25 protein-coding genes are annotated in these 26,389 nt (G+C 44.6%); 7 read left to right on the top strand and 18 right to left on the bottom strand.

Features of this window, described 5'->3' with window-relative positions:
- Positions 1-124: 124 nt before the first annotated feature.
- A complete protein-coding gene (locus AB6D58_RS03040) occupies positions 125-2,578 on the bottom strand; it encodes an ATP-binding protein (RefSeq protein ID WP_372156490.1) in 2,454 nt (817 codons plus the stop codon).
- Between the two features lie 171 nt (positions 2,579-2,749).
- On the opposite strand from AB6D58_RS03040, the gene AB6D58_RS03035 reads away from it, so the two are divergent.
- Complete coding sequence (locus tag AB6D58_RS03035) at positions 2,750-3,319, top strand: UPF0149 family protein (RefSeq protein WP_017062064.1); 570 nt, start codon at positions 2,750-2,752, stop codon at positions 3,317-3,319.
- A gap of 75 nt (positions 3,320-3,394) precedes the next feature.
- Here AB6D58_RS03035 and AB6D58_RS03030 read toward each other — a convergent pair whose 3' ends face one another.
- The 17 genes from AB6D58_RS03030 to aspS all read right to left on the bottom strand — a co-directional run bounded on the left by AB6D58_RS03030 (position 3,395) and on the right by aspS (position 19,581).
- Entirely contained in the window at positions 3,395-4,426 is a 1,032-nt protein-coding gene (locus AB6D58_RS03030; protein WP_372156489.1) for a potassium channel family protein, read from the bottom strand.
- Positions 4,427-4,601: 175 nt separating this feature from the next.
- Positions 4,602-5,663 carry a quinolinate synthase NadA gene (nadA, locus tag AB6D58_RS03025; RefSeq protein ID WP_017062067.1) on the bottom strand — a complete coding sequence of 354 codons (1,062 nt, stop codon included), beginning with the start codon at positions 5,661-5,663 and terminating at the stop codon, positions 4,602-4,604.
- A gap of 209 nt (positions 5,664-5,872) precedes the next feature.
- Positions 5,873-6,655 (bottom strand): tol-pal system protein YbgF, encoded by a 783-nt coding sequence (gene ybgF / locus AB6D58_RS03020; RefSeq protein ID WP_017072257.1) that lies wholly within the window; start codon positions 6,653-6,655, stop codon positions 5,873-5,875.
- A 33-nt stretch (positions 6,656-6,688) separates the two neighbouring features.
- Positions 6,689-7,231: a peptidoglycan-associated lipoprotein Pal gene (gene pal / locus AB6D58_RS03015; RefSeq protein WP_017062069.1), complete on the bottom strand. Its 543-nt coding sequence runs from the start codon at positions 7,229-7,231 to the stop codon at positions 6,689-6,691.
- Between the two features lie 113 nt (positions 7,232-7,344).
- Positions 7,345-8,697 (bottom strand): Tol-Pal system beta propeller repeat protein TolB, encoded by a 1,353-nt coding sequence (tolB, locus tag AB6D58_RS03010; protein WP_017062070.1) that lies wholly within the window; start codon positions 8,695-8,697, stop codon positions 7,345-7,347.
- A gap of 12 nt (positions 8,698-8,709) precedes the next feature.
- Positions 8,710-9,777 (bottom strand): cell envelope integrity protein TolA, encoded by a 1,068-nt coding sequence (gene tolA / locus AB6D58_RS03005; RefSeq protein WP_017062071.1) that lies wholly within the window; start codon positions 9,775-9,777, stop codon positions 8,710-8,712.
- A gap of 13 nt (positions 9,778-9,790) precedes the next feature.
- Complete coding sequence (gene tolR, locus AB6D58_RS03000) at positions 9,791-10,234, bottom strand: protein TolR (protein ID WP_017062072.1); 444 nt, start codon at positions 10,232-10,234, stop codon at positions 9,791-9,793.
- A gap of 3 nt (positions 10,235-10,237) precedes the next feature.
- Positions 10,238-10,921: a protein TolQ gene (gene tolQ, locus AB6D58_RS02995; RefSeq protein ID WP_017062073.1), complete on the bottom strand. Its 684-nt coding sequence runs from the start codon at positions 10,919-10,921 to the stop codon at positions 10,238-10,240.
- Entirely contained in the window at positions 10,911-11,348 is a 438-nt protein-coding gene (gene ybgC, locus AB6D58_RS02990) for a tol-pal system-associated acyl-CoA thioesterase (RefSeq protein WP_017062074.1), read from the bottom strand. The genes tolQ and ybgC overlap by 11 nt, the downstream gene beginning before the upstream one ends.
- Before the next feature lie 172 nt (positions 11,349-11,520).
- The gene (ybgE, locus tag AB6D58_RS02985; protein WP_372149198.1) at positions 11,521-11,823 is read right to left on the bottom strand and encodes a cyd operon protein YbgE; all 303 of its coding nucleotides are present in this window, start codon (positions 11,821-11,823) and stop codon (positions 11,521-11,523) included.
- Entirely contained in the window at positions 11,816-11,923 is a 108-nt protein-coding gene (cydX, locus tag AB6D58_RS02980; protein WP_000270284.1) for a cytochrome bd-I oxidase subunit CydX, read from the bottom strand. Before cydX ends, ybgE begins: the two co-directional genes overlap by 8 nt.
- A 31-nt stretch (positions 11,924-11,954) precedes the next feature.
- Entirely contained in the window at positions 11,955-13,091 is a 1,137-nt protein-coding gene (cydB, locus tag AB6D58_RS02975) for a cytochrome d ubiquinol oxidase subunit II (protein ID WP_372156488.1), read from the bottom strand.
- Positions 13,092-13,104: 13 nt separating this feature from the next.
- Positions 13,105-14,691 carry a cytochrome ubiquinol oxidase subunit I gene (gene cydA / locus AB6D58_RS02970; RefSeq protein ID WP_017062077.1) on the bottom strand — a complete coding sequence of 529 codons (1,587 nt, stop codon included), beginning with the start codon at positions 14,689-14,691 and terminating at the stop codon, positions 13,105-13,107.
- 552 nt (positions 14,692-15,243) lie between these two features.
- Complete coding sequence (gene ruvB / locus AB6D58_RS02965) at positions 15,244-16,260, bottom strand: Holliday junction branch migration DNA helicase RuvB (RefSeq protein WP_017062078.1); 1,017 nt, start codon at positions 16,258-16,260, stop codon at positions 15,244-15,246.
- A gap of 103 nt (positions 16,261-16,363) precedes the next feature.
- Positions 16,364-16,975, bottom strand: a complete 612-nt coding sequence (gene ruvA, locus AB6D58_RS02960; RefSeq protein WP_017062079.1) for a Holliday junction branch migration protein RuvA — start codon at positions 16,973-16,975, stop codon at positions 16,364-16,366.
- 153 nt (positions 16,976-17,128) lie between these two features.
- Positions 17,129-17,650, bottom strand: coding sequence for a crossover junction endodeoxyribonuclease RuvC (ruvC, locus tag AB6D58_RS02955; protein ID WP_372103130.1), 522 nt, complete (start codon positions 17,648-17,650; stop codon positions 17,129-17,131).
- Between the two features lie 158 nt (positions 17,651-17,808).
- The gene (gene aspS, locus AB6D58_RS02950; protein ID WP_065585130.1) at positions 17,809-19,581 is read right to left on the bottom strand and encodes an aspartate--tRNA ligase; all 1,773 of its coding nucleotides are present in this window, start codon (positions 19,579-19,581) and stop codon (positions 17,809-17,811) included.
- Between the two features lie 314 nt (positions 19,582-19,895).
- On the opposite strand from aspS, the gene AB6D58_RS02945 reads away from it, so the two are divergent.
- From AB6D58_RS02945 to AB6D58_RS02920, 6 genes are all read left to right on the top strand, one after another.
- Entirely contained in the window at positions 19,896-20,801 is a 906-nt protein-coding gene (locus AB6D58_RS02945) for a DUF72 domain-containing protein (protein ID WP_029235140.1), read from the top strand.
- A gap of 139 nt (positions 20,802-20,940) precedes the next feature.
- Positions 20,941-21,669: a carboxy-S-adenosyl-L-methionine synthase CmoA gene (gene cmoA / locus AB6D58_RS02940; RefSeq protein ID WP_017062083.1), complete on the top strand. Its 729-nt coding sequence runs from the start codon at positions 20,941-20,943 to the stop codon at positions 21,667-21,669.
- A gap of 186 nt (positions 21,670-21,855) precedes the next feature.
- The gene (gene cmoB, locus AB6D58_RS02935) at positions 21,856-22,827 is read left to right on the top strand and encodes a tRNA 5-methoxyuridine(34)/uridine 5-oxyacetic acid(34) synthase CmoB (protein ID WP_017062084.1); all 972 of its coding nucleotides are present in this window, start codon (positions 21,856-21,858) and stop codon (positions 22,825-22,827) included.
- A gap of 312 nt (positions 22,828-23,139) precedes the next feature.
- On the top strand, positions 23,140-23,880 hold the full coding sequence (locus tag AB6D58_RS02930; RefSeq protein ID WP_017062085.1) for an ATP-dependent zinc protease: 741 nt from the start codon (positions 23,140-23,142) through the stop codon (positions 23,878-23,880).
- A 17-nt stretch (positions 23,881-23,897) separates the two neighbouring features.
- A complete protein-coding gene (locus AB6D58_RS02925) occupies positions 23,898-25,403 on the top strand; it encodes an inactive transglutaminase family protein (protein WP_372156487.1) in 1,506 nt (501 codons plus the stop codon).
- A 3-nt stretch (positions 25,404-25,406) separates the two neighbouring features.
- Positions 25,407-26,387: an alpha-L-glutamate ligase-like protein gene (locus AB6D58_RS02920; RefSeq protein WP_029235672.1), complete on the top strand. Its 981-nt coding sequence runs from the start codon at positions 25,407-25,409 to the stop codon at positions 26,385-26,387.
- The last annotated feature ends 2 nt before the right edge of the window (positions 26,388-26,389 follow it).

The raw sequence follows: 26,389 nt of genomic DNA, 5'->3' as shown, positions 1-26,389 counted from the left end.
ATTAAAAATCAAGTTGTAAATTAACAACCAAAAACCACTTTAAAAGCAGTCACTTTCACCAAAAAATCCAACCAAGGTCAAATATTGGACAGTTCGTCATTTACTTACCGTAATTAAACAACATTTAAGCCATAGGTAGATTTACAGTAATGATATTAATGACATCTTGTGTAGGTGGTGATCCTAAAGCAACCTGCTCTAACGCTTTATCGACTTGTTCAGTAAGTTCCGCGTTGTTCATAGCTTCAACGTGGACACGTAGGCTCTCTAGTGCAAATTGAATCAGTTCTAGGTTGTTGTCTTCTAGCGCCACATACAACGTCACTAACAGCTCTTCAGTGTTATCTTTGTTGCGAAGATCAGGTTTAGGCAGTGACTCGCTTTTACTTTTCGAATCGTGTGGTTTTACGTCTTGGCTTTCGAGCTCATCCGCTTTTACTTCATGGTATTGATAAAGCTTATTTGAATAGCGGAACAAGGCATCATCCAGTTCACGCTCGTCAATCGGCTTAGCAATAATATAATCCACACCTGCCCCCAACATACGCTCACGAGTCTCTTTAAAGACATCAGCCGTACAACCAAACACCAATACCGATGACACATCGCCTATCAAAGCACGAATAGCAGTGGTTGATTCAACGCCATCCATCACAGGCATATGGTTATCCATGAGCACCAAATCAAAGCGCTCAGCAACCACGGCTTGTATCGCAAGTTCACCGTTTTCGACGCTCTTACAGGTAAAGCCTTTACTGCTCATGAAGGCTTCAATGATCACCGTGTTAGTTCGGTTGTCCTCGACGATCAGTACCTTTAAGCCAGAGTAGTCCAACTTCTTATGTGGCAAACTCTCGATTTCTCCTGGCTGACATGGCTGAATCTTCAAGCGAACATCAAAACTCGTGCCTATCCCTTCTTCACTGGTGACGGTAATACTGCCATCCATCAACTGGGCAATTTTCTTCACAATCGCGAGGCCAAGGCCAGTACCGCCAAAACGCCTTGTGGTCGAAGACTCCGCTTGTTCAAACGGTTTAAAAATACGCTTCTGAGCTTCTTTAGAAATACCAATTCCGGTATCACGAACTCGAATGCTCAGATAGGTGTCACTCCCCTCTACAACTTCTTTCAGGTACACCTCAACAAAGCCTCTGGAGGTGAACTTCACCGCGTTGTTCAATAGATTAAACAAAATTTGGCGAAGGCGAGCTTTATCTGAGAAGTACCAACGACCCGAAGTCACCTCAGAGTACACTTTGAATTGAAGCCCTTTCTCGGAAGACAATGTGTAGTAAACACTGTTAATACTGCCGATGATCGAATCAAGCGGGAAACGCGTTTCATCAAGATCCAACCTGCCCTGCTCGATCTTCGAGAAGTCTAAGATCTCGTTGAGTAGAGTCATCATATGATCGCCGGACTCATACAAGCTCTTAAGATGCTTCTCTTGTTCAGAATTTAGAGGCGTTTTTAATAGGATTTGAGCGGTACCCAATACCCCATTCATCGGAGTGCGAATTTCATGTGACAAGGTCGCAAGGAAAGCGGTTTTTGCATTGGTGGATGCCTGAGCTTTAACCTTTTCCGCTTCGAGATAAATGGTCTTTTCGTTGAAGGTTTTAATCAAATGGCCGATTTCGTCATCACTCGAGTAATCCACATCAATGATTTCGCCGGCTTTCGAACTATCAACCTGTGCTGCAATCCTTGTGATTGGACTAATCAAATAACGGTTCAATAAGTAATCCCCCGCCATGACACAAAGTAGCAATAGCGGAACAATACCGCCTTCAATGCTCATCACCTGACGAAACACTTCGTCTTCTACTCGTGATTTGGAGTTCACCACATCCACTTGCCAGCCGAAATCACCAAATTGATTGCTACTGATGTAAATGCCTTCAACGAGATTAAAGTTATGCGAAACCAACACTTGGTTAAGCTTATCTCTGAGAGTAATGCCAAGGTTGTATTCTTCGGCGTGGTTCTTGATAAAACCAAGCAGCTCTTCGAGCGAGAGATCCACCGTGGCAACACCGGCAAAAGTACCGTCGTAATAATAAGGGGAAGACGCCGTAATCATTCGAACGTGTGTGTATGGGTCGATATACACATCGCTCCAAGAGATCGTTCCTTGTTTTTTGTTGACGACAGAGGTGTACCAATACTCTTCTTGATAAGGGGCATTTTTGGGGTTGTTGTAAGAATATATCTGATCGATTCTTCCATCGTCGGCTTTATTAAAAAAGTAACTGTTGAGAAGCTTTTTAGAATCGAGCGCATAAGGTTCAGGCCAAATACCGGCACTGACAATTGTATCGTCGCTCGCCGCCAACATGGACTTAAATAGCGGAATAACATCATCACCATTGCGATGTGCTTGAGCAAACCCAACGAGACTGTCTACAAAGCCTTGAGAGCTGCTGAGTGGCTCTGTAATCAATGCGGATAACAATTGCGTACGCAAGTCGAGATTTTGTTGTAATTTGACGCGCACAGGGGATTCTACGACGTAATACGTCACACTACCGACAATGGCAATAAACATCGCAAGGTATAATCCAAGCGCTACCATGCTTTTTTTCTTTAAAGACGACCGTATCTGCATAATTCTTTTATTGTTTTCTTTTCTGTTAAACCTAGTGTTTATCATCCATGACATCAAGCCTTTTTAGATTGAAGCTTGATTGGCACAAGTTCATTGGTACTATAAGCGCAAATATGTTCCCTTTTACGGTACCTCACTTTGACTTTACAAGATATTCTTGCGCTTCCAGAGTTGGAAGGAAAGCTAATCACAGAACACAAAACAATGGGCTTTGTCACTGCAATGGCAGCGGCACCGAATGTGTTAACCCCGCATGAGTGGCTACCGTTCTTATGGGGTGGCGAAGAAGTCGCACCTTTTACGGATGGTGAACAGCTAGAAAGCTACATTGAAGTTATCATCGAGCTTTGGAATAAAACCCGCCCAGAACTGATTGAAGGGACTTGGGTTTGGCCTGAAGCTTGTCAATTAGACGACGAAGAAGTGGTGAACACTGCCGCTCGTGATTTTTGTGAAGGCTTGCTTCAAGGCTGGCAGATTGCTCGCGACGATTGGGAAACACTAATGCCTGAAGAGAGCGAAGATAACGCACTCGTTGGCGGTGTCCTGCTGTCACTGAGCATGCTTTACGATCCAGAAACGTCAATTGCTACGCTTGCAGAGCAAGGCATCGAAGGCCTAGAGCAGTTCGAAGAGATCTTTAACGCTGTTCCTGTGATGCTTTGCGGACTAACGCAGCGTGGCATTGCACTGGCTGAAGCTCAATAACAGTTAGCTTTATACAAGCCAAAAGGCCTCATTATGAGGCCTTTTTTAGTTTTCAGACGAAATAAAATAGTCGCTTTAGAAGCCTTTCCAATCGAAGTCATCAATTCGCTCATCAGCAATATAAAACAGCTTAGTGCCACTGCTGACCACTTGATCTAACTCTGGGTTGAGTTCAATACCGCTCCCCGTATCAATGGCGATCAGAGTTGCTTGATACTTCTCTTTAAACACTGAGAAAATAGGCGCGACGGTGACAGACTCAGCGTCTTCAGGGAAATACGTTGAATACTGTGTCATGCCTCTTGTTGAGCTCAATAATTCTTGGTGAAGCGCACTGGAACCTGGGTCTACCGCAGCCTTTGCTAGCATCTCAGCACCCACCGCTGGAATACATTCTGAGTTAGGGCAATGCTTGTGTAACAAATCGCTCAGCGCTTCATCTTTAAAGTAAACAAGAAGGTGCGCTTTAGGGTTTCGGTTGGCACAGTAAAGCGCCGCAGATAACGTAATGTCGTCTTCTGGGTTATCAATCAGGATGCAACTTGCAGACTCAATGCCCGTTTTCTCCATCTCTTTGCCATCGGTGTAGCTGTTTACTTTGACGAAATTGATTTCACCGGGTAACGGGTTCTCGATATCTGAACGCGTACATAGCACGATTGGTCGTTTACCCGTTTCTTCGTGTTGTAGCATGCGGATGAGATGAATGGTTCTTTGCTCATTCCACCCCAACATCAAAATGTGGTTGTCCACTCTAACTCTCCTTTTTCCTAGCAAGCCCGCTCGCCAATATTCAACACCTTCTGTCGCCACTTTACCGAGCAACGCGGCAAAAAGGCTCAACCCGCCTGGAATCACAAATAGAATAACGATCCACTGCCCCGCTACCGTGGTCGGTGATAAATCACCATAACCAACCGTAGAAGCCGTCACCACCAAGTAGTAAGCGAATACGGTAATCGAACTGGTTAAATCTGTTTCACCCGCCAAATACAGCATCGACCACGATAAAGCGATGTAGCCAAGAAAAGTGAACAGTAAGTTTTTGCCATTCAAAACAAAGATGTTTGCTTTGATCCAGCGTTTGAGTTGTAACCAGATTATCATTCGAGCCTCTAATCTTTTCCTCTTACTTACATGCTAGAAAAAATACGCGATATCAACAAGATGTATCATCAGAAAAAGATACATGACCACAAGATTGATATTGGCGGCCTATACGCAGATACAAAAAAACCAGCACTATTGGCTGGTTTTTTTATTGGTTAGATAAAAGAACGACTTACGCGTTACCTTTTACCTGCACATTTAACTGCTCTGCAAAATCTAGCATGCGGTTCAATGGAATAAGAGACTTCACGCGTAATTCGTCAGAAACGAAGATTTCGTGTTGCTCACCACCATTCTCAAGCGCGTTTTCAATCGCTTCAAGGCCGTTCATTGCCATCCAAGGACAGTGTGCGCAGCTACGACACGTTGCACCAGCACCCGCTGTCGGCGCTTCAATCAGCTCTTTTTCAGGAACCAATTGCTGCATCTTGAAGAAGATGCCTTTGTCTGTCGCAACAATCATCTGTGGATGAGGCAGCTCTTTTGCTTTCTTGATCAGTTGGCTTGTTGAGCCTACAGCATCAGCCAGTTCAACCACGCTTGCTGGTGATTCTGGGTGAACCAAGATAGCCGCTTCTGGGTATACCGATTTCATTTTCTTCAAAGCATCAGCTGAGAACTCATCATGAACGATACACTCACCTTGCCAAAGCAACATGTCAGCGCCAGTTTGATTTGCGATGTAAGAACCTAGGTGACGGTCTGGCCCCCAAATAATGGGTTTGCCTTCAGCGTCTAGGCTTTCAACGATTTCTAAAGCGATGCTCGACGTAACTACCCAGTCTGCACGAGCTTTAACAGCTGCAGAGGTGTTCGCGTATACAACCACAGTGTGGTCAGGGTGAGCATCACAAAATTCTGTAAATTTGTCAGCTGGGCAGCCAAGATCAAGCGAACATTCAGCTTCAAGTGTTGGCATTAAAATGCGTTTTTCAGGAGTAAGAATCTTTGCAGACTCACCCATGAAACGAACACCAGCGATGATCAAAGTGCTTGCTGAGTGACGGTTACCGAACTTAGCCATCTCTAATGAATCGCCAACGAAACCACCAGTTTCTTCTGCCAGAGCCTGAATTTCAGGATCGGTGTAGTAGTGTGCAATTAGAACTGCATCTTTTTCTTGAAGTAGTTTTTTGATGTTTGCGATGTGGGCCTGTTTCTGAGCGTCGCTCAATGGAACTGGCTTAGGCGGAAACGGGTAAACTGTATCGATTTTATCTAGTATATGACTCATTGCTCTTGCTCTACGCAACTTCTTCCGAGAATCCGAGTATTCTACACAGGACAGCGATTGGGATCAAAAAGGATTGGTTGCAAGCGGTGACTAGCTAATGCTTAAAACGCATAAACAAGGCGATGTGTTGTCATCACTAGCAAGAGAAGTAAACACTAAACGGAAGTGAACAGGTATAAAAAAGAGGCGCCTAAGCACCCCTATTTTGGTTATAAGTGGGTTTTGGCCACTTTAGCCGAAGCACTGTTTGGGTGCTCGGTTACGACTTGTTGGTAATATTTCTTAGCTTGCGTCGCGTTGTTGTTGCGCGCTGCTATGTCACCAAGCTTAACCAGTGCATCTGCTCGCTTGTTTGAGTCTTTGTACGACACAACAGCAGCGAAGCTCTTCACGGCTTCTTTATCTTGCTTCTTAGCGAAATAAAGCTGACCTAACCAGTAATGTGAGTTAGGTGTGAAGGTAGAATCTGGGAAGTCTTTTTGAAACTTTTGGAATGCAGCGATAGCACCCGTGTAGTCTCGTTGCTTTAGAATCATATCTACAGCATTTTGATAAGCAGTTTGCTCATCCACATCAGTACTGAACGTACCAGAAGCGTCTTTAGAGCCTTCGCTCGCCGCCACTGCTACCGTTGCTGTTCCTGCTGCTTTCACCTCGCCTCTTACGCGATCCAGTTCAATGAACAGTTCACGCTGACGCTCTAGCATTTGCTTCATATCGTAGCTGTTTCGTTCCAGCTCACCACGAAGTTCACTGATCTCCAGTGCCATGTCGTCGATTTGCTGTTGCATTTGAAGCTGAACGAGATTGCGATTTTGAAGCAGGCGCTCTAAACGCTCAATATCTGATTCGTTAGATGCTGATCGAGAGGAAGATGATGAATTGGTTGCGGTGCTATTGAGATCGGATACTGGAGCTGGTGCAGCGAACGCGGTGTTCGCTGCACTTGCCAGTAACGAAAGCAAAATGACTCGCTTTGTGTTACTGAACATGAGGCAATTCCTCAATTATATAGTCTACTAAAATTAGTAAACTAGTACTGCGCGACGGTTTTTAGCGTACACATCTTCAGATTGACCTAGAAGAAGTGGCTTCTCTTCACCGTAGCTTACGATAGAGATTTGGTCAGCTTGAACACCTAGAGCTTGTAGGTATTTCGCTACAGCTTGTGCACGACGCTCGCCAAGTGCGATGTTGTACTCAGGAGTACCGCGCTCATCAGCGTGACCTTCGATAGTAACGTTCATGTCAACGTTCTTAACTAGGTATGCTGCGTGAGCTGCTAGCATTTCTTCGTAATCGCCAGCGATAGTAGAGTTATCGAATGCGAAGTAGATTGTTTGAGTTTCACGTAGCGCTTGCTCTTTAAGCTCTTGCTCAGACAGTTGACCGTTAGCGTCAATTGGCGTTACAACAGTTGTGTCTACATTGCCTTCTGAACCTGAAGTTGTTTGGTTGCTTTCAGTACCAGATGTTGCAGATGTTGCTTCATCAGTTGAGCTACATGCCGTTACTGCCATCACTGGTAGTGCAATCATCAAGCCTTTAAGAACTTTGTTAAGTTGCATCTTTTTTTCCTTACGTTATCAAACTTAGTTTCTACAGCGACTAAGAGTGCTATAGATAGTTAAATGCCACAATAGTTAACACTATCAATAGCTAAAAGAATATGTAATTTTCCCTAGAGGAACGGTGACCATGCAGGCGCTCTTACGCGTCCGTTAGTTGCCGGTAATCTAGCTTTAAAACGTCCATCGATAGAAACCATCGATAGTACATTTGTTTTGTTGTAAATAGAGCTATAGATAACCATACCTCCATTCGGTGCAATACTTGGAGACTCATCTAACAATGTTTTTGTTAGTACCTGAACCGCACCGGTTTCCAAATCTTGCTTAGCCAAGTTAAAACCTGAGTTGCTGCGATTCACCATGATCATGAATCGACCATCAGGAGTGATCTGGCCACCTAAGTTTTGGCTACCTTGCCAAGTAATACGAGAAGTCGAATTATTGGACAAATTTACATTATAAATCTGTGGTTTACCACCACGATCCGATGTGAAAATAAGAGACTTGCCATCTGGGTGCCAGAATGGTTCAGTATTATTCGAACGGCCGCGGGTAATTTGAGTCAGCTTACGGCTAGCAAGGTCAAGTGTGTACACCTGAAGGCTGCCCGTTTTCGACAATACCAATGCCAATGTTTTACCATCTGGCGAGAATCTTGGCGCACCATTGTGACGAGGGTATGACGTCACTTTCTCACGTTCACCCGTGTAAATATTCATGATGAATATTTCAGCTTGGCCATTCTGGAAGCTCACATAAGCTAGCTTTTTGCCGTCTGGTGACCATGCTGGAGACATGAGAGGCTGCTTAGAACGAAGTACTAAACGCTCGTTAAAGCCATCGTAGTCAGCAACACGAAGTTGATACGGGTACTTGTCTTTATCGTTCACTACCACGTAAGAGATACGAGTTAAGAACGCGCCTTTCTCACCAGTTAGCTCTTCATACACTAGGTCTGAGATACGGTGTGCGTACTCTCTCAAGCGATTACCAGGAACCGTAGCCTTCTTATTGAATAGAACGTGATCTTTAGAAAGCACTAATTGGCCTTCATCACTCAGCGCACGACTTTGTCCTTTGGTCAGTTGACCACGAACAATGTCGATCAATTGGTAATTCACCACATACTGCCCTTCGGCATTTTTAGTGATACTGCCGGTAAGCAATGAGTCAACACCTAGGTTAGTCCAAGCATCAAAGTTAACCTCAGTTTCGCTGTAAGGCGTTTGAGGCATTTTGCTTGTCGCAACTGGGCTGAATTTACCACTGCGCTGTAAGTCAGAAGCGATAACCGCTGATACATCGTGTGGCAATGGCTCTGAGCCTTCCCAACGGAAAGGTACAATAGCTATAGGTCTTGCAGAGTTAATACCGTCTGTAATAACCAGCTCCAGCGCTGCATGTGCAAACTGGCTGCTTGTAGCTATTAAGAAAACAAAACTCAGTAATAGTTTCTTTAACACAAGTTCGTCCTTTTACTCTGGTGATACAGTTAAGTTAATGTCTTTCAGTGAGTTCACAATGTCTGGGTCTTTAGGCAACGGGTAAGATTGTACTTGTGCCACCGCACGCTTGGTTGCTGCACATAAACGGCTATCGCCATCTAAGATACTCAAACTACCCAATATCGCGTTAGAGCCCGTTGGAATCAGCTTAAGGTTCACTCGACATGAGCGTCCTCGATAGCTGTCTTCTAACAACAGGTTCTGTTGAATCAGTTGGGTATAGATAGCCCCGTAACGTTGCGCTTCATCAGTGATAAATTGTTGTCTTGCTGAAGAGTTTTGAGTCGCTTCCGTTTCAAGCCCAGCAAAGATATCGTTCAATGCGGCTTCTTGTTGTTTACGCTCTTTTTCTGCTTTTGCTGCAGCTTCTTTTGCCTTACGGGCTTTCTCTGCTGCGGCTGCCGCTTCTTTCTCTTTCGCTATGCGTTGCTTTTCCGCGAGTTCAGCGGCTTCTTTCTCTTTACGAGCTTTGTCTGCTGCCTCTTTCGCTGCTTTTTCTTTTGCCACGCGTTCTTGTTCAGCTTTTGCGATTGCCGCTTCTTTGGCTTTACGCTCGTTCTCGGCTTTCACTAACGCAGCTTCTTTTAGCTTACGGTCAGCTTCGGCTTTAGCGGCTTTCTTTTGCTCTTGCTGTAAACGCGCTTCTTCAGCTTTGCGTTGTTTCTCTTTCTCAACTCGACGCTTTTCAGCTTCACGAGTTGCTTTAGCTTCTTTCGCTTGCTGTTCTTTTAGCTTGCGAATATTTTCTTCTTCAGCTTTACGATTCTTTTCAAGTCGTTCGCTTTCACGTCTTAGTTTGTCAAGACGCTCTTGCTCTTTCTTGCTTGCCGCTTCTCTTTGTTGACGAATCTGTTGAGCTTGCTGGCGAACCAACTGAGGATCAATCACCACTGCTTGAACCATCTGCCCTGTAGGCTTTGGCTCTGACATCGTGAAATCCGCCCCCCAAATGAGCGCAACGAATAAAATGACGTGCAGCCCAAGAGAAATAAGAAGCGGTGATCTGAAATTATTGGATTTTTTATTATTCGCTTTCATGAATGCTACGGAGCTATTCCCTTATATCCGTTAAAAGGCCAACCTTTGGCACACCTGCACGGCTTAATTCATCAAGTAATAAAACCACTTCAGCGTATGGCGTTGCGGCATCACCACCAACCGCCACTGGAGAGTTTGGCTTCAGAGACAACTCGGCTTTCACACGGACGATAATATCTTCCATTGATAAGCCACGCTGTACTTCTTCGTCATTAACGCTCAAGCCAAGTTCACCGTCTTTGTTCACTTCAACGATGATGAAACTTGCATTGTCGTCACCCAGTAGGTCTTGTGCCGATTTAGCCGTTGAAGCCTGAGGCAATTCAACGTCAACGCCTTGAGTAACAAACGGCGAAGTCACCATAAAAATGATCAGCAAAACAAGCATAACGTCGATGTAAGGTACAACGTTAATCTCTGCTGTCATTTTGCGTTTTTTAGGTTGGTATCCAGCCATCTATTATTCCCTGCCAGCCATCGCTTGACGGTGAAGAATACTGTGAAACTCTTCAGAGAAAGTCGCGTAGTTGTGTTCTAGCTTGCCTACTCGGCTGCTGAAGCGGTTGTACGCCATTACCGCTGGAATCGCAGCGAATAGACCCATTGCTGTTGCGATCAGTGCTTCTGCAATACCAGGAGCAACCATTGCGAGCGTCGCTTGCTTCACTTCACCTAATGCGATGAATGAGTGCATGATGCCCCAAACCGTACCAAATAGGCCGATGTATGGGCTGATAGAGCCAACGGTCGCCAAGAAAGGTAAGTTAGTTTCTAGTTCATCAACCTCACGAGCAACGGCAACGCGCATCGCACGGCCAGTGCCTTCCATAATGAAGTCAGGTGATGTTGCATTCGATTTACGAAGGCGAGCGAACTCAGTAAAGCCTGCGTAGAAAATTTCTTCAGTACCAGAAAGCTCGTCTTTGCGTTTGTTGCTCTCTTGGTACAGTTTTGCAAGATCAACGCCTGACCAAAATTTGTCTTCAAACACTTCTGTTTGTTTAGAAGCTTGAGATAACACTTTACTTCTTTTTATGATCATCGCCCAAGAAACAACAGACATGCCCATAAGAGTCAGCATGACCATCTTAACTAGTAAACTAGCTTCTAAAATTAGGCCTAAGATTGAGATTTCAGCAGTCACTATTCGTTAGCTCCGTGAGAATAAATGTTGGCATTGCTTTGGGTTTCATTTTTTGATTATCGATACATGCTACCTTAACCATTGCTTTACACAATGCCTTGCCATCAGGATTTACGATCTCTTGACAGAAGACCAAGGTAGCTCGCTTCAACTCGTAAATATTTGTAATGACTTGTAAAGAATCATCAAGACGCGCGCCTTGAATAAAATCAATGTCCATATGTCGGACTACAAAACCGATGTTTTGTTCTAACAATACTTGCTGAGAAACGCCAATTGAGCGCAACATCTCAGTTCGAGCGCGTTCGAAAAACTTAAGATAGTTTGAATGGTATACAACGCCACCCGCATCGGTGTCTTCGTAATACACAGTCACTGGCCACGTAAATAGCTTAGATAATCCCTGCAATTTGCTACCACAATCCAAAACGATAAAGATCTCACTATAACCTAACTCCTTATCATTAATAGTATATCGCTGTGAATTTTTTGATTTGAGAGACGAAAAAAAAGGCCATCTGTATAAGATGACCTCTTTTTGGCTAAAAACCCAACAAGTATAAAGGCTCACGTTGTTATGAACCTAAATCCTTTGCCTTTTATAGAAGGCGCAGCACCGTTAGGTAGAGCAAAATTGTGAGTGAAACATATGGGCTAAACAGTAGCTGCCACATCCAAGCTCTTGGCTTAAATCCGATACCGTAAACCATGCTTGAGCATACTGCCCAAATAAACATTGGTCCGATGATCGCGTTAAAGCCACCGATGCTTGTCGCATACGCTTCAGGATCCCACATCACTAAACCCACATGCATGAAACCCAATGCTAGGGCTAAGGCTCTAAGCAGAGTCTTATCCATTGGTTGATGCAGCTTAGCGATTTGCTCTGCGAGATTACTCACTGTCTTTGTCCATCATTTCTGAATGCTCTAGCCATAGAGCATTAATGATGCCGAATGCACATGCTAGAAGTACACCCAAAATCCATGCGAAATACCACATAAAATTTCTCCTAAGTTATTTCACTTCTAGCTTAGTAAGCTGAAACGTCGTTATCTTCGATGTGTTTCTTATCTAGACGACCGAACATTTTGTAGTATGTCCAAGTTGTGTAGCCAAGAATCACAGGAACCATTACCGCCGCAACTGCGGTCATAAGACCAAGCGTTAGCTCACTAGCTGTTGAATCCCACATAGTCAAACTATGGCTAGGGTTCAGGCTAGATGGCATTACAAATGGGAACATTGCAAAACCAGCCGTTAAAATAACACCAGCGTTAGATAGACTTGAGAACAAGAATGCGAAACCACCACGCTCAAAGCGAGATGCAATCACAGCAAGCAGTGGCATTGCTACACCAAGGATCGGCGCCGCCCACATTGCTGGATAAGTTTCGAAGTTTGTCATCCAAGCACCCACTTGAAGTGATACTTCTTTGTTTAGTGGGTTTGAGTCTGCAAACGTATCGATAGTGCTCGTGATTACATAGCCTTCGATAGATTGAACCCAGAAGCCACCAATAACGAACAGAACAATTGCAATTAGACCAGTGATCTGAGCAACGTTACGAGCACGAGCGTGCAGCGCTTCTGTTGTCTTCATTTGAAGCCATGTTGCACCTTGCATCACGAACAACATCAGAGCCAACACACCACAAAGCAATGCAAATGGGTTAAGCAGAGCGAAGAACGTACCATGGTACTTAGACATCATAAATTCGTTCAGTTCAAATGGAACACCTTGTAGTAGGTTACCAAATGCCACACCGAAAATGATTGGTGGTACTGCGCCACTAAAGCAAAGTGCGTAGTCCCAAGTTTTGCGCCATTTTGGATCTTCGATCTTTGAACGGTAGTCAAGAGCAAGTGGACGTAACCAAAGTGCAGCTAGCGTTACGTACATTGCGAAGTAAAAACCAGAGAAAGACGTCGCGTAAACCAGTGGCCATGCAGCAAACAATGCACCACCCGCAGTGATAAGCCAAACTTGGTTACCATCCCAGTGAGGGGCAATCGTGTTTAGCATAATACGACGTTCAGTGTCGCTCTTACCGATAACAGGTGACAGAGCGGCAACACCCATATCAAAGCCATCAGTTACGGCGAAACCAACCAGTAGAACACCGATCAATACCCACCAAATAAGTCGTAAGCTTTCGTAATCAAACATAATATTCCCTCACTTATACTTCAACTGAACGGCTAACTTTGTCTTCAACAGAGTTATCGTTTTGTTCGAAGTGGTAACGGCCTGTCTTCAAGCTACTTGGACCTTTACGTGCGAATTTCAGCATTAGGTAAACTTCAGCAATCAAGAACACTGTGTAAAGTGCCAGGATAGCGAATAGAGAAGTCCAAAGCTGTTCAATAGTCAGTGCTGATGCAGCAACGTTAACCGGTAGGATTTCACCAACCGCCCATGGTTGACGACCAAACTCAGCAACGAACCAACCTGCTTCAATCGCAATCCAAGGAAGTGGGATTGAGAATAGCGCAGCTTTAAGTACCCATGGTTTCTGTTCGATTTTCTGACGACACGTTTGAACAAACGCAGCACCGAATACAAACAGCATGATGAAGCCACAAGCAACCATCAGACGGAATGACCAGAATAGAGGCCAAACTGTTGGGATAGAATCATCCGCAGCCATTTGGATTTGGTCTTCAGTTGCATCAACAACGTCGTCTGTGTAGCGCTTAAGAAGCAAGCCGTAACCTAGGTCACCTTTCACTTCGTCGAACGCAGCCATGTTTTCTTCAGACTTATCGCCTGCACGTAGCTTTTCAAGCAGCTCGTACGCGTACATACCAGTACGGATACGATCAACGTGGTCATCACGTAGGTCACGTAGGCCCGTTACTTCAGTATCAAGCGAACGCGTTGCGATGATACCCATTACGTAAGGAATTTTAATTGCGTAGTCAGTATTCATTGTCTCTTGGTTCGGAATACCAAAAACAGTAAATGCTGCTGGTGCTTCTTCAGTGTGCCATTCCGCTTCTACAGCAGCGAGCTTCACTTTTTGAACTTCACCAAGCTCGTAACCAGATTCATCACCTAGTACGATTACTGACAAGATCGCCGCCATACCGAAAGACGCTGCAATCGCGAAAGAACGACGAGCAAAGGCAAGGTCACGACCTTTAAGAATGTAGTATGAGCTGATACCAAGGATGAACATTGCACCCGTTGTGTAACCAGACGCTACTGTGTGTACGAATTTAACTTGTGCTACTGGGTTTAGTACAACTTCAGCGAAGCTCACCATTTCCATACGCATAGTTTCAAAGTTAAATTCCGCACCCACTGGGTTTTGCATCCAGCCGTTTGCTACCAAGATCCAAAGCGCAGAGAAGTTAGAGCCAAGTGCTACTAACCAAGTTACCGCTAAGTGCTGACGCTTTGACAGTCTGTCCCAACCGAAGAAGAATAGGCCAACAAAAGTAGACTCTAGGAAGAATGCAACAAGCGCTTCGATAGCTAGCGGAGCACCAAAAATGTCGCCAACATAGTGAGAATAGTAAGACCAGTTAGTACCAAACTGGAACTCCATGGTTAAGCCTGTCGCTACACCAAGAGCAAAGTTAATACCAAACAATTTACCCCAGAACTTAGTCATGTCCTTGTAAATTTGCTTGCCAGTCATTACATAAACTGACTCCATAATGGCAAGTAGAAATGCCATACCTAAAGTCAGTGGAACAAATAGGAAGTGATACATCGCTGTAAATGCAAATTGCAATCGCGACAGATCAACAACATCAATCATGGTAACTCCTTTGTGTCGGCTGAATGACACTTGTGTGATTATTCACCGCAAAAATCCATGCTAAAACAATTTATGTAATTGTTATTACAAGTTGAAATTTGTAGCAAAAACGTACCGTTATAGTTAGATTATTGTTAAGCATGAGCTAATATAGCTGGCGCTAATATTACTGGTAAAATCAGTATGTTTCAAAAGGTTTATGGGAGAACCCTGCGTTGATTTGTATCAAATTTATTCGAGCAAATTAGAGTTATTTTTGTACAATTATGATTAAAATCACACCAATTATGCTTGTCTTAATAACAGCGCATAATATCTGTGACAAATGCTCAGCACCGCCTCAACATCCGAATTACAACTACCCACAAAGTATTAACAAAAAATATGGCAACTTATTTCATTTCCTGTTATCTAAATCAAACCTGAAATCAAAGTTTCCATTTTTGAAGCTCCCTTTTCGATCTTTTTATCGACTCGCTCAAAGAGTTGTTATTCAGTAAAAAGCAAAAAAAACCAGCGCTTATGCAACTGGGATCTTTAAAAATGAATAATTTAACGATTGGAGGGTTTATCTATTCCAAAGTGTAAATACGCTCTGTCGGTCGCGATTCGACCTCTTGGCGTCCTTTGTAGGTAACCTTGTTGAATCAAGTAAGGTTCTAACACATCTTCAATAGTGTCTCTCTCTTCACCAATCGCGGCAGCCATGTTGTCGATACCTACCGGACCACCACCAAACTTCTCCATAATCGCCAGCAGAAGCTTTCTATCCATGTAGTCGAAACCTTTAGCATCGACATCCAACATGTTTAGCGCTTTGTCAGCAACCTCCGGACAAATATGCCCGTCGCCTTTTACTTCCGCATAATCACGAACACGGCGCAGTAGACGGTTAGCAATACGTGGCGTACCACGAGCTCGGCGAGCAACTTCTAGCGCCCCTTCGGACTCCATAGAAAGACCAAGGCAATCTGCACTGCGCTGAACGATGTTTTGTAGATCTTCAACCTTGTAGTACTCAAGACGCTGAGTAATACCAAAACGGTCACGTAACGGCGATGTCAGTGAGCCAGCACGAGTGGTTGCGCCAATCAAAGTAAAAGGAGGAAGGTCAATCTTGATAGAGCGTGCCGCTGGGCCTTCACCAATCATGATATCTAATTGGTAGTCTTCCATTGCAGGGTACAACACCTCTTCAACCACAGGGCTTAAACGGTGAATCTCATCAATGAACAGGACATCATTTTCTTCGAGATTGGTCAGTAACGCCGCTAGGTCGCCTGCTTTTTCTAGAACAGGGCCTGAAGTCGTACGAATGTTGACATCCATCTCATTGGCAACAATGTTCGCCAACGTGGTTTTACCCAAGCCTGGAGGGCCAAATATCAACAGATGGTCGAGCGCCTCGTTACGCAGTTGTGCCGCTTTGATGAAAATCTCCATCTGGCCACGAACGTGATCCTGACCTTGATAGTCAGCCAGTGCTTTAGGGCGTATTGCACGATCAATGACATCTTCATCTTTGAATACTGGGTTATCCGGTGCAATAAGGCGATCGGCTTCAATCATAAATTCTGCTATTCCTAACTATGCTCTTGTTGACTCTGCGCTTCTTGACTCTGTGTAAAGGCAAAGTGAATGAGTCTATTTTGTCGAACAAGTATATTGGGTATTAAACCATCGATTTCAGAGCTTCGCGAATCAACTGTTCGCTGGTCATGCCATCTTTAGCCACTTGAGAAACCACCTTGGAAGCTTGAGTCGGCTTGTAGCCTAATGCAAGTAGCGCACTTACCGCTTCTTCTTCCGCGTCGTGAACGGTTGGCATAGAATCAATCGGAGCTGCATCTGTCGCTGGAGTAAACAAGTCACCCGCGCCCCACCCTTTCAGGCGGTCTTTCATTTCAACAACCAGACGTTCAGCGGTTTTCTTACCCACACCCGGAAGTTTAACCAGCGTCGAGATGTCTTCACGTTCAACACTTTGAACAAACTGGCTAGCCGTCATGCCTGAAAGAATGCCAAGGCCTAGCTTAGGGCCCACACCGTTCGCTTTGATCACTTCACGGAACAGCGCACGCTCTTTAACCGTGTTAAAACCATAAAGTAGCTGCGCATCTTCACGTACAACAAAGTGCGTGTAGATGATTGCCTCTTCGCCCACGTTTGGTAATTCGTAAAAACAGCTCATTGGCATTTGAACTTCATAGCCAACGCCACTCACTTCGATTAGTAATTCTGGTGGCTGTTTTTCTATTAATGTACCGCGTAGACGTCCGATCACAATTCACTCTCTTGATGGAATATAATTTGAGGGACAGAATATAAAAGAACTGGATGCTTATCCAGTTCTTTGTGTTTATTAAGATGATTTATTTAAGCTTGCTTAGCTTAAGAAACCGAATGATTCTGTCTTCAGAAACGCCATAGCCTATGGTTATCGGTAACGCCCTTTTCTTGCTCCTGTTGCTTTACCCGCAAGCGCTATCAAAGTTTTATTGGTGTTGGCGTGAGTGATCGCTACGCCTAGAGCATCGGCAGCATCGGCCTGTGGTTTAGCGGGTAACTTAAGCATGCTCATCACCATGTTCTGAACCATAGACTTGTCCGCACCACCATTACCCGTCACCGCTTGCTTAATTAAACGAGCCGCGTATTCATGAACAGGCAAATCCGCATTTACAGCCGCTACGATCGCGCTGCCCCTAGCTTGCCCAAGCTTAAGCGCTGAGTCTGCATTCTTAGCCATGAAGACCTGCTCTATCGCAAACACATCCGGTTGGAACTGAGTAATAATTTCGCTCACACCGGCGTAGATTTGTTTGAGTCGGCCCGGCAGGTCTTTTTCAGAGGTGCGAATACAACCGCTACCTAAGTAATATAGATGGCGACCATTTTGACGAATCACGCCATAGCCGGTAATACGCGAGCCAGGGTCAATTCCTAAGATAATAGACATAACTTCAATACTGATTATTTATACATGCTTTATGAGCTTAGTATATCGAACGCAAAAAAAAATGCCCGTCAAATTAACGGGCATTTTATTGTTCTACTACAAAATTTAGCTCTATCGAAAACTCAAAGCTTCAGTAGAAAGTTAGGCTAATCGCTTGATTAGTCTTCTTTCTTCGCTAGTTTAACTGCGATTGCTAGCTCTTCCAGTGATGCTGGGTTCGCTAGGCTTGGCGCGTCTGTTAGTAGACATGCTGCAGCTGTTGTTTTCGGAAATGCGATAACGTCACGGATGTTCTCAGTACCACAAAGCAGCATTGCTAGACGGTCAAGACCGAATGCTAGACCAGCGTGCGGTGGCGTGCCGTACTTAAGCGCTTCAAGTAGGAAGCCGAACTTCTCTTGTTGCTCTTGTGCTTCGATACCTAGGATACCAAATACCGCTGTTTGCATTTCTGCGTTGTGGATACGTACAGAACCGCCGCCTACTTCGTAGCCGTTGATTACCATGTCGTATGCATCAGAATTTGCTGCTGCTGGGTTCGCTTTTAGCTCTTCTGCGTTCACACCTAGTGGTGATGTGAATGGGTGGTGCATTGCGTGTAGGTTACCTTCGCCGTCTTCTTCGAACATTGGGAAGTCAACAACCCACAGTGGAGCCCATGCAGATGTGTCTGTTAGCTCTAGATCCGTACCTAGTTTAAGACGAAGTGCGCCCATTGCTTCAGCAACGATGCCCGCTTTGTCTGCGCCGAACAGAATGATATCGCCAGATTCAGCTTGAGTACGATCTAGAATACCGTTGATTACGTCTTCGCTTAGGAATTTAGCAACTGGAGATTGAATACCTTCCATGCCTGCAGCACGGTCGTTAACCTTCATCCAAGCTAGGCCTTTCGCGCCGTAGATGTTTACGTGTTCAGCGTAGCCGTCGATTTGCTTACGAGTTAGCTTAGCACCACCTGGAACACGGATAACTGCTACGCGACCTTTTTCGTCGTTAGCTGGGCCAGAGAATACCTTGAATTCAACATCTTTAACCAAGTCAGCAACGTCCACTAGCTCTAGTGGGTTACGTAGATCTGGCTTATCAGAACCGAAACGACGAATCGCTTCAGAGAAAGGCATTACTGGGAATTGACCTAGTTCAACATCTAGAAGTTCTTTCCACATATCGTGAACAAGCTTCTCAGTCACGTTACGTACTTCTTGAGAAGTCATGAAAGATGTTTCGATATCGATTTGAGTAAATTCAGGCTGACGGTCAGCACGTAAATCTTCATCACGGAAACATTTAACGATTTGGTAGTAACGGTCAAAACCAGACATCATCAGCAGTTGCTTGAAAAGCTGAGGAGATTGAGGAAGTGCGTAGAAGCTACCTTTGTGAACACGGCTTGGTACTAGGTAGTCACGAGCACCTTCTGGTGTCGCTTTCGTTAGTACTGGCGTTTCGATGTCTAGGAATAAGTTCTCATCTAGGAAACGACGAACGAAGCTAGAAGCACGTGCACGAAGCTTAATACGGTCGCTCATTTCTGGACGACGAAGATCGATGTAACGGTACTTAAGACGCTGCTCTTCAGAGTTCGTTTGGTTGAAGTCTAGTGGAAGCGCTTCTGAACGGTTAATGATCTCTAGACCCGTCGCGTAAAGTTCTACTTCACCAGTAGCCATGTCTTTATTTACTTGGCTGTCCGGACGAACTCGTACTTCACCAGTAAACTTGATACAGAATTCATTACGCAGTTGGTTAGCGATCGGGAAGATATCTTTCATATCTGGATCGACAACAACCTGAACGATGCCTTCACGATCACGCATATCAATAAAGATAAGACCGCCTAAATCACGGCGACGGTTTACCCAGCCGCACAATTCTACAGTTTGTCCCGCCAGGGACTTGTTCAGGTTACCACAGTAATGGGTACGCATAATGAATTTCCCAATCTCTTAATTATTTACTAATTTCCAAGCTGTCAGTGGTCATTCCACACAACAGAGCAAAGGAACATTTATACGCGGAAACTCGCTTAAAATCGACCTTCCACATTCGAATTTATTGTGTTTTATCTGGCTTTGCTGCTTTTTAGCCCATCAAGTGCGCAAAGATTCATCAAAACCGAAAAAATTGCGATAATTATATCTCGAAAGTACCTTAATCAGCAAAACTCTCGTAAAGTAGATTTTCGTTTCAACCCAAAAACTTTTTGTAATGACTGATGGCGTGATGGATAACGGTGTAATAGATGGATAATCGTGTAATAACAACAGAAACTTTACCTCTAAGACTTGGATTAACTATGTGGTCTCATTCTGAGTGGCAAAGTCAGTTCTACGGTAAAGGCACCAAGCCTGCCGAACGCTTGGAAAAATACACCCAAGTTTTCCATACCGTTGAGGGCAACACCACCTTTTACGCTACGCCAAGTATGTCTACCGTTCACAATTGGAAAGCCGCCAGTCACGATGATTTCAAGTTCACCTTCAAATTGCCCAAATTCATCACCCACCAGCAACAACTGAGACACTGCCAAGCCGAACTCAAAGAGTTCTTGATGACGATGTCGCCACTGCATGACCGTATTGGTCAATGGACGATTCAGCTGCCGCACAGTTTTGAGCCCAGCATGCTGCCTGCCCTACAAAAGTTTTGCACCTTATTCCCAAAAGATATGCAGCTTGGCGTCGAAGTTCGACACTTAGGTTTCTTTGATAAGGGCGATGCGGAAAAACGCTTCAACCAATGGCTGGTTGAGGAAGGCATCAATCGCATCATTATGGACAGCCGCCCCGTTTTCTCTGCGCCACCCACCACAGAAGCGGTGATCGATGCGCATCAGAAAAAACCGCGTGTTCCTGTTCATGCAATTGCTACCGCCAATAACCCGATGATTCGATTTATTGGTCACCCAGACCAAGAACCTAATATTGAGTTTTTTAAGCCTTGGTTTGCCAAAATCCCAAACTGGCTTAATGAAGGCAAGCAGCCCTATTTAATGATCCACACCCCAGACAATAACCACGCACCTGAACTTGCGATTGCTATTTATAAGAGGCTACAAAAGCAAGTCTCTGAAAATACATCATTATTACTGCCCGAACTGGCTCAGTTTCCAGCTCAAAAAGGCAATCACCAAATCTCGATGTTTTAACCTCTCACTTGTAAGTAGCTTCGAACCTTGAGCTAAATCTCAGTTTTCGTGACAGTGGCGTTTTTTTTACGTAAAATACGCCCCCTTTTATTTGGTACGAATTTTGTGCCAATTACGCTGACTGTCGAGAGAAAATGCTATGAGCAACACAGACAATATCTTTTCCGCTCCTATTGATAAAATTGGAGACTTCACCTTTGATGCAAGGGTTGCTGAAGTATTTCCGGATATGATTCAACGTTCGGTGCCTGGCTATAGCAATATCATCTCTGCAATCGGCATGCTGGCTGAGCGCTTTGTAAAGCCACACTCAAATATTTACGACCTTGGCTGCTCGCTTGGTGCTGCGACACTTTCTATGCGTCGTCACATTCAGCAAGAAGGCTGCACGATTTTCGCGATCGATAATTCCGAAGCCATGGTTGAGCGCTGCAAATTGCACGTTAATGCTTACCGCAGTGACACACCGGTAGAAGTGATTGAAGCCGACATCCGTGAAGTGGAAATCAAAGACGCTTCTGTTGTGGTGCTTAACTTTACGCTGCAATTTCTTTCTCCAGACGATCGATACGCTCTGCTTGAGAAAATTCATGCTGGCTTGCGCCCAGGCGGGATCTTAATCCTGTCAGAAAAATACGTATTCGAAGATGAAAGCTCAAATGAACTGCTTATCGACCTGCACCATGATTTCAAACGTGCTAACGGGTACAGCGAGCTAGAAGTAAGTCAGAAACGTAGCGCAATTGAAAACGTGATGCGCCCGGATTCGATCCCTGTTCACAGAGAGCGATTTGATAAGATTGGCTTCTCAAGCAGCGAAGTCTGGTTCCAATGTTTCAACTTTGGTTCAATGTTCGCGATAAAGTAAACATTTTAGATTACGTAACCGTCGCGACACCGTTAGCACGTACTAAAATGTCATCCTCAAGAGCGAGGAACAAACGAATTGGGGATCTCTTATCAAACACGATAAACGAGATTCCCTAGCATGTTTGTCCACACTCTTAATGGAGTGACAAATTTAATTTCTACACCACCAACTCAGTGAAAACCTATGTTTAATTTTGCCAATTTTTATCAACTTATTGCCCAAGATACTCGCCTTCAGCCGTGGCTAAATGTCCTGCCACAGCAACTGACCGATTGGCAAAATGCAGAGCACGGTGACTTTGACCGCTGGCTACGTGCACTAAACAAGATTCCACAAGACGTGCCAGATCAAGTTGACCTGAAAAATTCAGTGACGATTGGTAGTTCTACGCCATACCACACAGGCGAACTGAAAAAGCTAGAAAGCTTATTGAAGACTTTCCACCCGTGGAGAAAAGGTCCTTATACGGTTCACGACATCCATATCGATACAGAGTGGCGCAGTGACTGGAAATGGGATCGTGTGCTTCCACATATATCTCCATTAAAAAACCGTTCGGTTCTCGATGTAGGTTGTGGCAATGGTTACCACATGTGGCGCATGCTGGGTGAAGGTGCTCGCTTAACGGTTGGTATCGATCCTTCCCACCTATTCTTGGTTCAGTTTGAAGCAATTCGTAAGTTGATGGGCGATGACCAACGAGCTCACCTATTACCTCTAGGTATTGAGCAGCTCCCAAAGCTAGAAGCCTACGACACGGTATTCAGCATGGGCGTGCTTTACCATCGTCGTTCACCACTGGACCACTTGATTCAACTGAAAGACCAATTGGTGTCTGGCGGTGAACTGGTTCTTGAAACCTTGGTGATTGAAGGCGATGAGAACGCAGTATTAGTTCCGGTTGACCGTTACGCGCAAATGAGAAACGTCTACTTCTTCCCTTCAGCTCGCGCACTGAAACGCTGGCTAGAACAAGTTGGTTTTGAAGACGTACGAATCGTTGACGAAAATGTCACGACAATTGGTGAACAACGCACCACAGAATGGATGACACACAACTCTCTTCCAGATTACCTCGATCCGAACGATCCAAGTAAAACGGTTGAAGGTCACCCTGCACCGAGACGTGCGATTCTGGTAGCAACAAAGCCATAGATTTACTGCCCACAAAGCAGTGGCATATTGAGTAAATAAAGCACAAGCCTATTAAGGCAGCAAAACAATTGCTTGCATGGTCAAAAAGCCACTGTTAATTTCGCGGTGAACCTTGCTTCCTTAGCTTAAGAATTGAACAAAAATTGACTTATGTTTAATAAGTGAGCTATTCCAAATAGCAATAATTGGCGTAGCGCTCACATTGCGATTCAATATGACCAGACTCTTACAATAGGATGCTTCACGCATCCTTTTTTGTGGGCTAAACTTCTAAATAGTCTGAACTATTCTCTAATTCTCAAAGGTTTTTTTATGTTTAAGCGATTATCGCCTATTGTGGCGGTTGGTTTGCTCTCTGGTTGTACTCTTACAAATGGTGCTACCTACCACCAAGAAACTCTCGACGCTATTTCCCGCTCAGAGACAAACATCGCAAATAAGGTTCAAAATCTTGAACTGCAACTAAGCAATCAAAGTGACTATATTGAAAGCTTAGAAGACGAAATTACTACCCTTTCTAGTCAATTAGATACCCATCTAACGAGCATGGAACACAAGGTTATTGAAGAGCTAGAGGAAGAGGAACCGGTCGCTATTGCCGTTGCTCCTATCGCTCCTATATCACAACCGACTATCCTTGGCGGCATCGAAAAAGTGTTTATCGACTCTATCAAGCAAAGCTTTGATGCTCGTGTTGATACAGGTGCAACCACCTCTTCTTTAAACGCTGTCGATATCAAAGAATTCGAACGTAACGGCAAGAACTGGGTTAAATTTCACCTAGACGACAAAGCCCAAGCTAAAGAAGACCAGAAATGGATTGAAGCGCCTGTTGTACGTTATGTAAAAATCCGTCAATCAACCAATGATCAAGCAGAACGTCGAGCTGTGATCGAATTATGGGTGAAAGTTGGAAAAATCCATGAAAAAGCGCAATTTACATTGGCGGATCGCTCTCAAATGAGTCACCCTGTGTTACTAGGGCGCGAATTTATCAAAGACATAGCGCTAGTAGATGTAAGTAAAAAGTACGTACAAACGGAAGTTAAATAACAATAGTAGGGTAAGCTATGACGTCAAGAATTCCATTTTATATCTCTATATTCCTGCTTATTGTGGCAGGGATAACACTGAGTATGTTCAGACATACGACCTACGGTGTACCTTGGACTCCAGGGGAAACCAGACAGGTTTGGGACGTTGAAGCTCGCATCGAGTTCAACGCAGTAGGCAAAGAAGCAAAAGTTTCACTAGCAGCTCCTCACACTCAGTCTAATTACACACTTATTGGTGAATCAGCTTCGTCACCAGGTTACGGTATCTCTTACTTGAACACAGAATCAGGTCGCCGTGCAGAGTGGTCTATTCGCCATGCTGATGGCCCTCAAACTATCTACTATAAGACTCAATTCCTAGTCGATAACCAAGCGAAAGTTGATGGTATACCACCAGAAGGCGAAATCACACAACCAAGCTTTGATGGTCCTGAAGAAGCTGCTGCGTTGGCATTGATTGACAGAGCAACTAAACGCTCAGCAGACAACATCACTTTCACTCGCGAACTTATCAAAACGCTTAATGACCCAGACAGCCAAAACTCAGCGCTGATTCTGAATAACATGAGCAAAGTTGAAGCGACACATAAGCTACTTTCAGCAGCAAACATCCACAATAAAGTCGTTGGCGTTATCGAGCTAGAAGATGGACGTCGTCGTCAATCTATTCAGCAAATGAACCAGATCTGGGATCACGACCAATGGGTTCTATTCTCTCCAGAATCAAGTGAACAACAAGTTCAGCCAAATCTGCTTATTTGGGATGAATCAAACGTTTCTCTACTGGATGTGGTTGGCGGTCAGAACAGTAAAGTTCACTTCTCTATGATTGCGCAGGAGGTTACTCCTACTGAAGCAACTAATAGCAAAGTCTCTGCTGATCAACTGTTAAACCTTTCCATTCATAGTCTGCCGCTAGAAGAGCAAGCGATGTTTAAAACCATCATGCTGATTCCTATCGGTGCTCTGATTGTTGTGTTCCTTCGTGTCATCATAGGTCTGAAAACGTCCGGTACCTTCATGCCAGTACTGATTGCGGTAGCCTTTGTGCAAACACAATTGGTAACGGGTATTGTCGGTTTCCTACTTATCGTAGGTACGGGTCTGATTATTCGAAGTTACTTGTCCAAACTCAACTTACTACTGGTCGCCAGGATATCCGCCGTAATCATTACGGTAATCATGATTATCTCCGTGTTTACCGTGGTCGCGTTTAAAGTCGGTCTGACTGAAGGTCTATCGATTACGTTCTTCCCAATGATCATCCTATCTTGGACTATCGAACGTATGTCTATCCTATGGGAAGAAGAAGGCGCGAAAGAAGTAATGCTGCAAGGTGGTGGTTCTCTATTCACTGCGGTTCTTGTTTACTTAGGCATGACTAACCCGTTCATTCAGCACTTAACGTTTAACTTTATTGGTTTACAACTTGTTATTCTAGCGACCATCTTGCTACTAGGTAACTACACAGGATACCGTCTAACCGAGCTTCGTCGCTTTAAACCGCTAGCGGAGGACTAAGTTATGTTTGATCAGTTTACTTCACCGTTTAGGTTGAAAGACAAAGGCATAATGGGAATGAACAAGCGTAACCATAGTTATATTGGTCGCTACAATGATCGTTCCAAGTATCCACTCGTTGATGACAAGCTTAAGACGAAGATCATTGCTGAACAGGCTGGTGCTACTGTACCAAAACTGATTGGCGTGATTGGTCATCAAGCTGAAGTAAAAACAATCCACAAGATGGTAAAAGAGTGGCCGGGTTTCGTAATCAAGCCAGCTCAAGGCAGTGGTGGTAAAGGTATCCTTGTTGTGACTTCTCACAAGGACGGCGTTTACACTAAGCCATCGGGTTCTACTATCAATGAAGAAGACGTAGAGCGCCACATCAGTAACGCTCTCGCCGGTCTTTTCTCACTCGGTGGTAAGAACGATGTTGCTGTAGTTGAAAACCTCATCAAGTTTGACGAGTGTTTTGACGGCTTCAGTTACGAGGGTGTACCAGATGTACGAATCATTGTATTCAAGGGCTACCCTGTAATGGCGATGATGCGTCTATCGACTTCGGCTTCTGATGGTAAAGCTAACTTGCACCAAGGTGCTGTGGGCGTAGGTATTTGTATCGCTACGGGTAAAGCCGTTCGTGCGGTTCAATTTGACCACCCAGTGACTCACCACCCAGATACGGGTAAAGAGTTGGCGCTACTACAAGTACCCCATTGGGAAAAGCTGCTGACACTTGCATCAAGTGCTTGGGAAATGACAGGCCTTGGTTACATGGGTACGGACATGGTTTTAGACCAAGAAGAAGGCCCGATGGTACTGGAGCTAAACGCTCGCCCTGGATTAGCAATACAGATTGCAAACGGCGCAGGTTTATTACCTCGCTTGCATCATATTGAAAACCTGGGCACACCGGCTGAATACCCAAAACCAGCAGAGCGCGTTGCCTACGCTGCTAAGCAATTTGGTGTTCACGGTAGCGAAATTGTTCAAAACTAAGC

The sequence above is a fragment of the Vibrio sp. 10N.239.312.D08 genome, assembly GCF_041466145.1.
GTDB lineage: Bacteria > Pseudomonadota > Gammaproteobacteria > Enterobacterales > Vibrionaceae > Vibrio > Vibrio crassostreae_C.
Note: the sequence above shows the minus strand (reverse complement) of the source record. Positions and strands in the feature narration are given on the sequence as shown.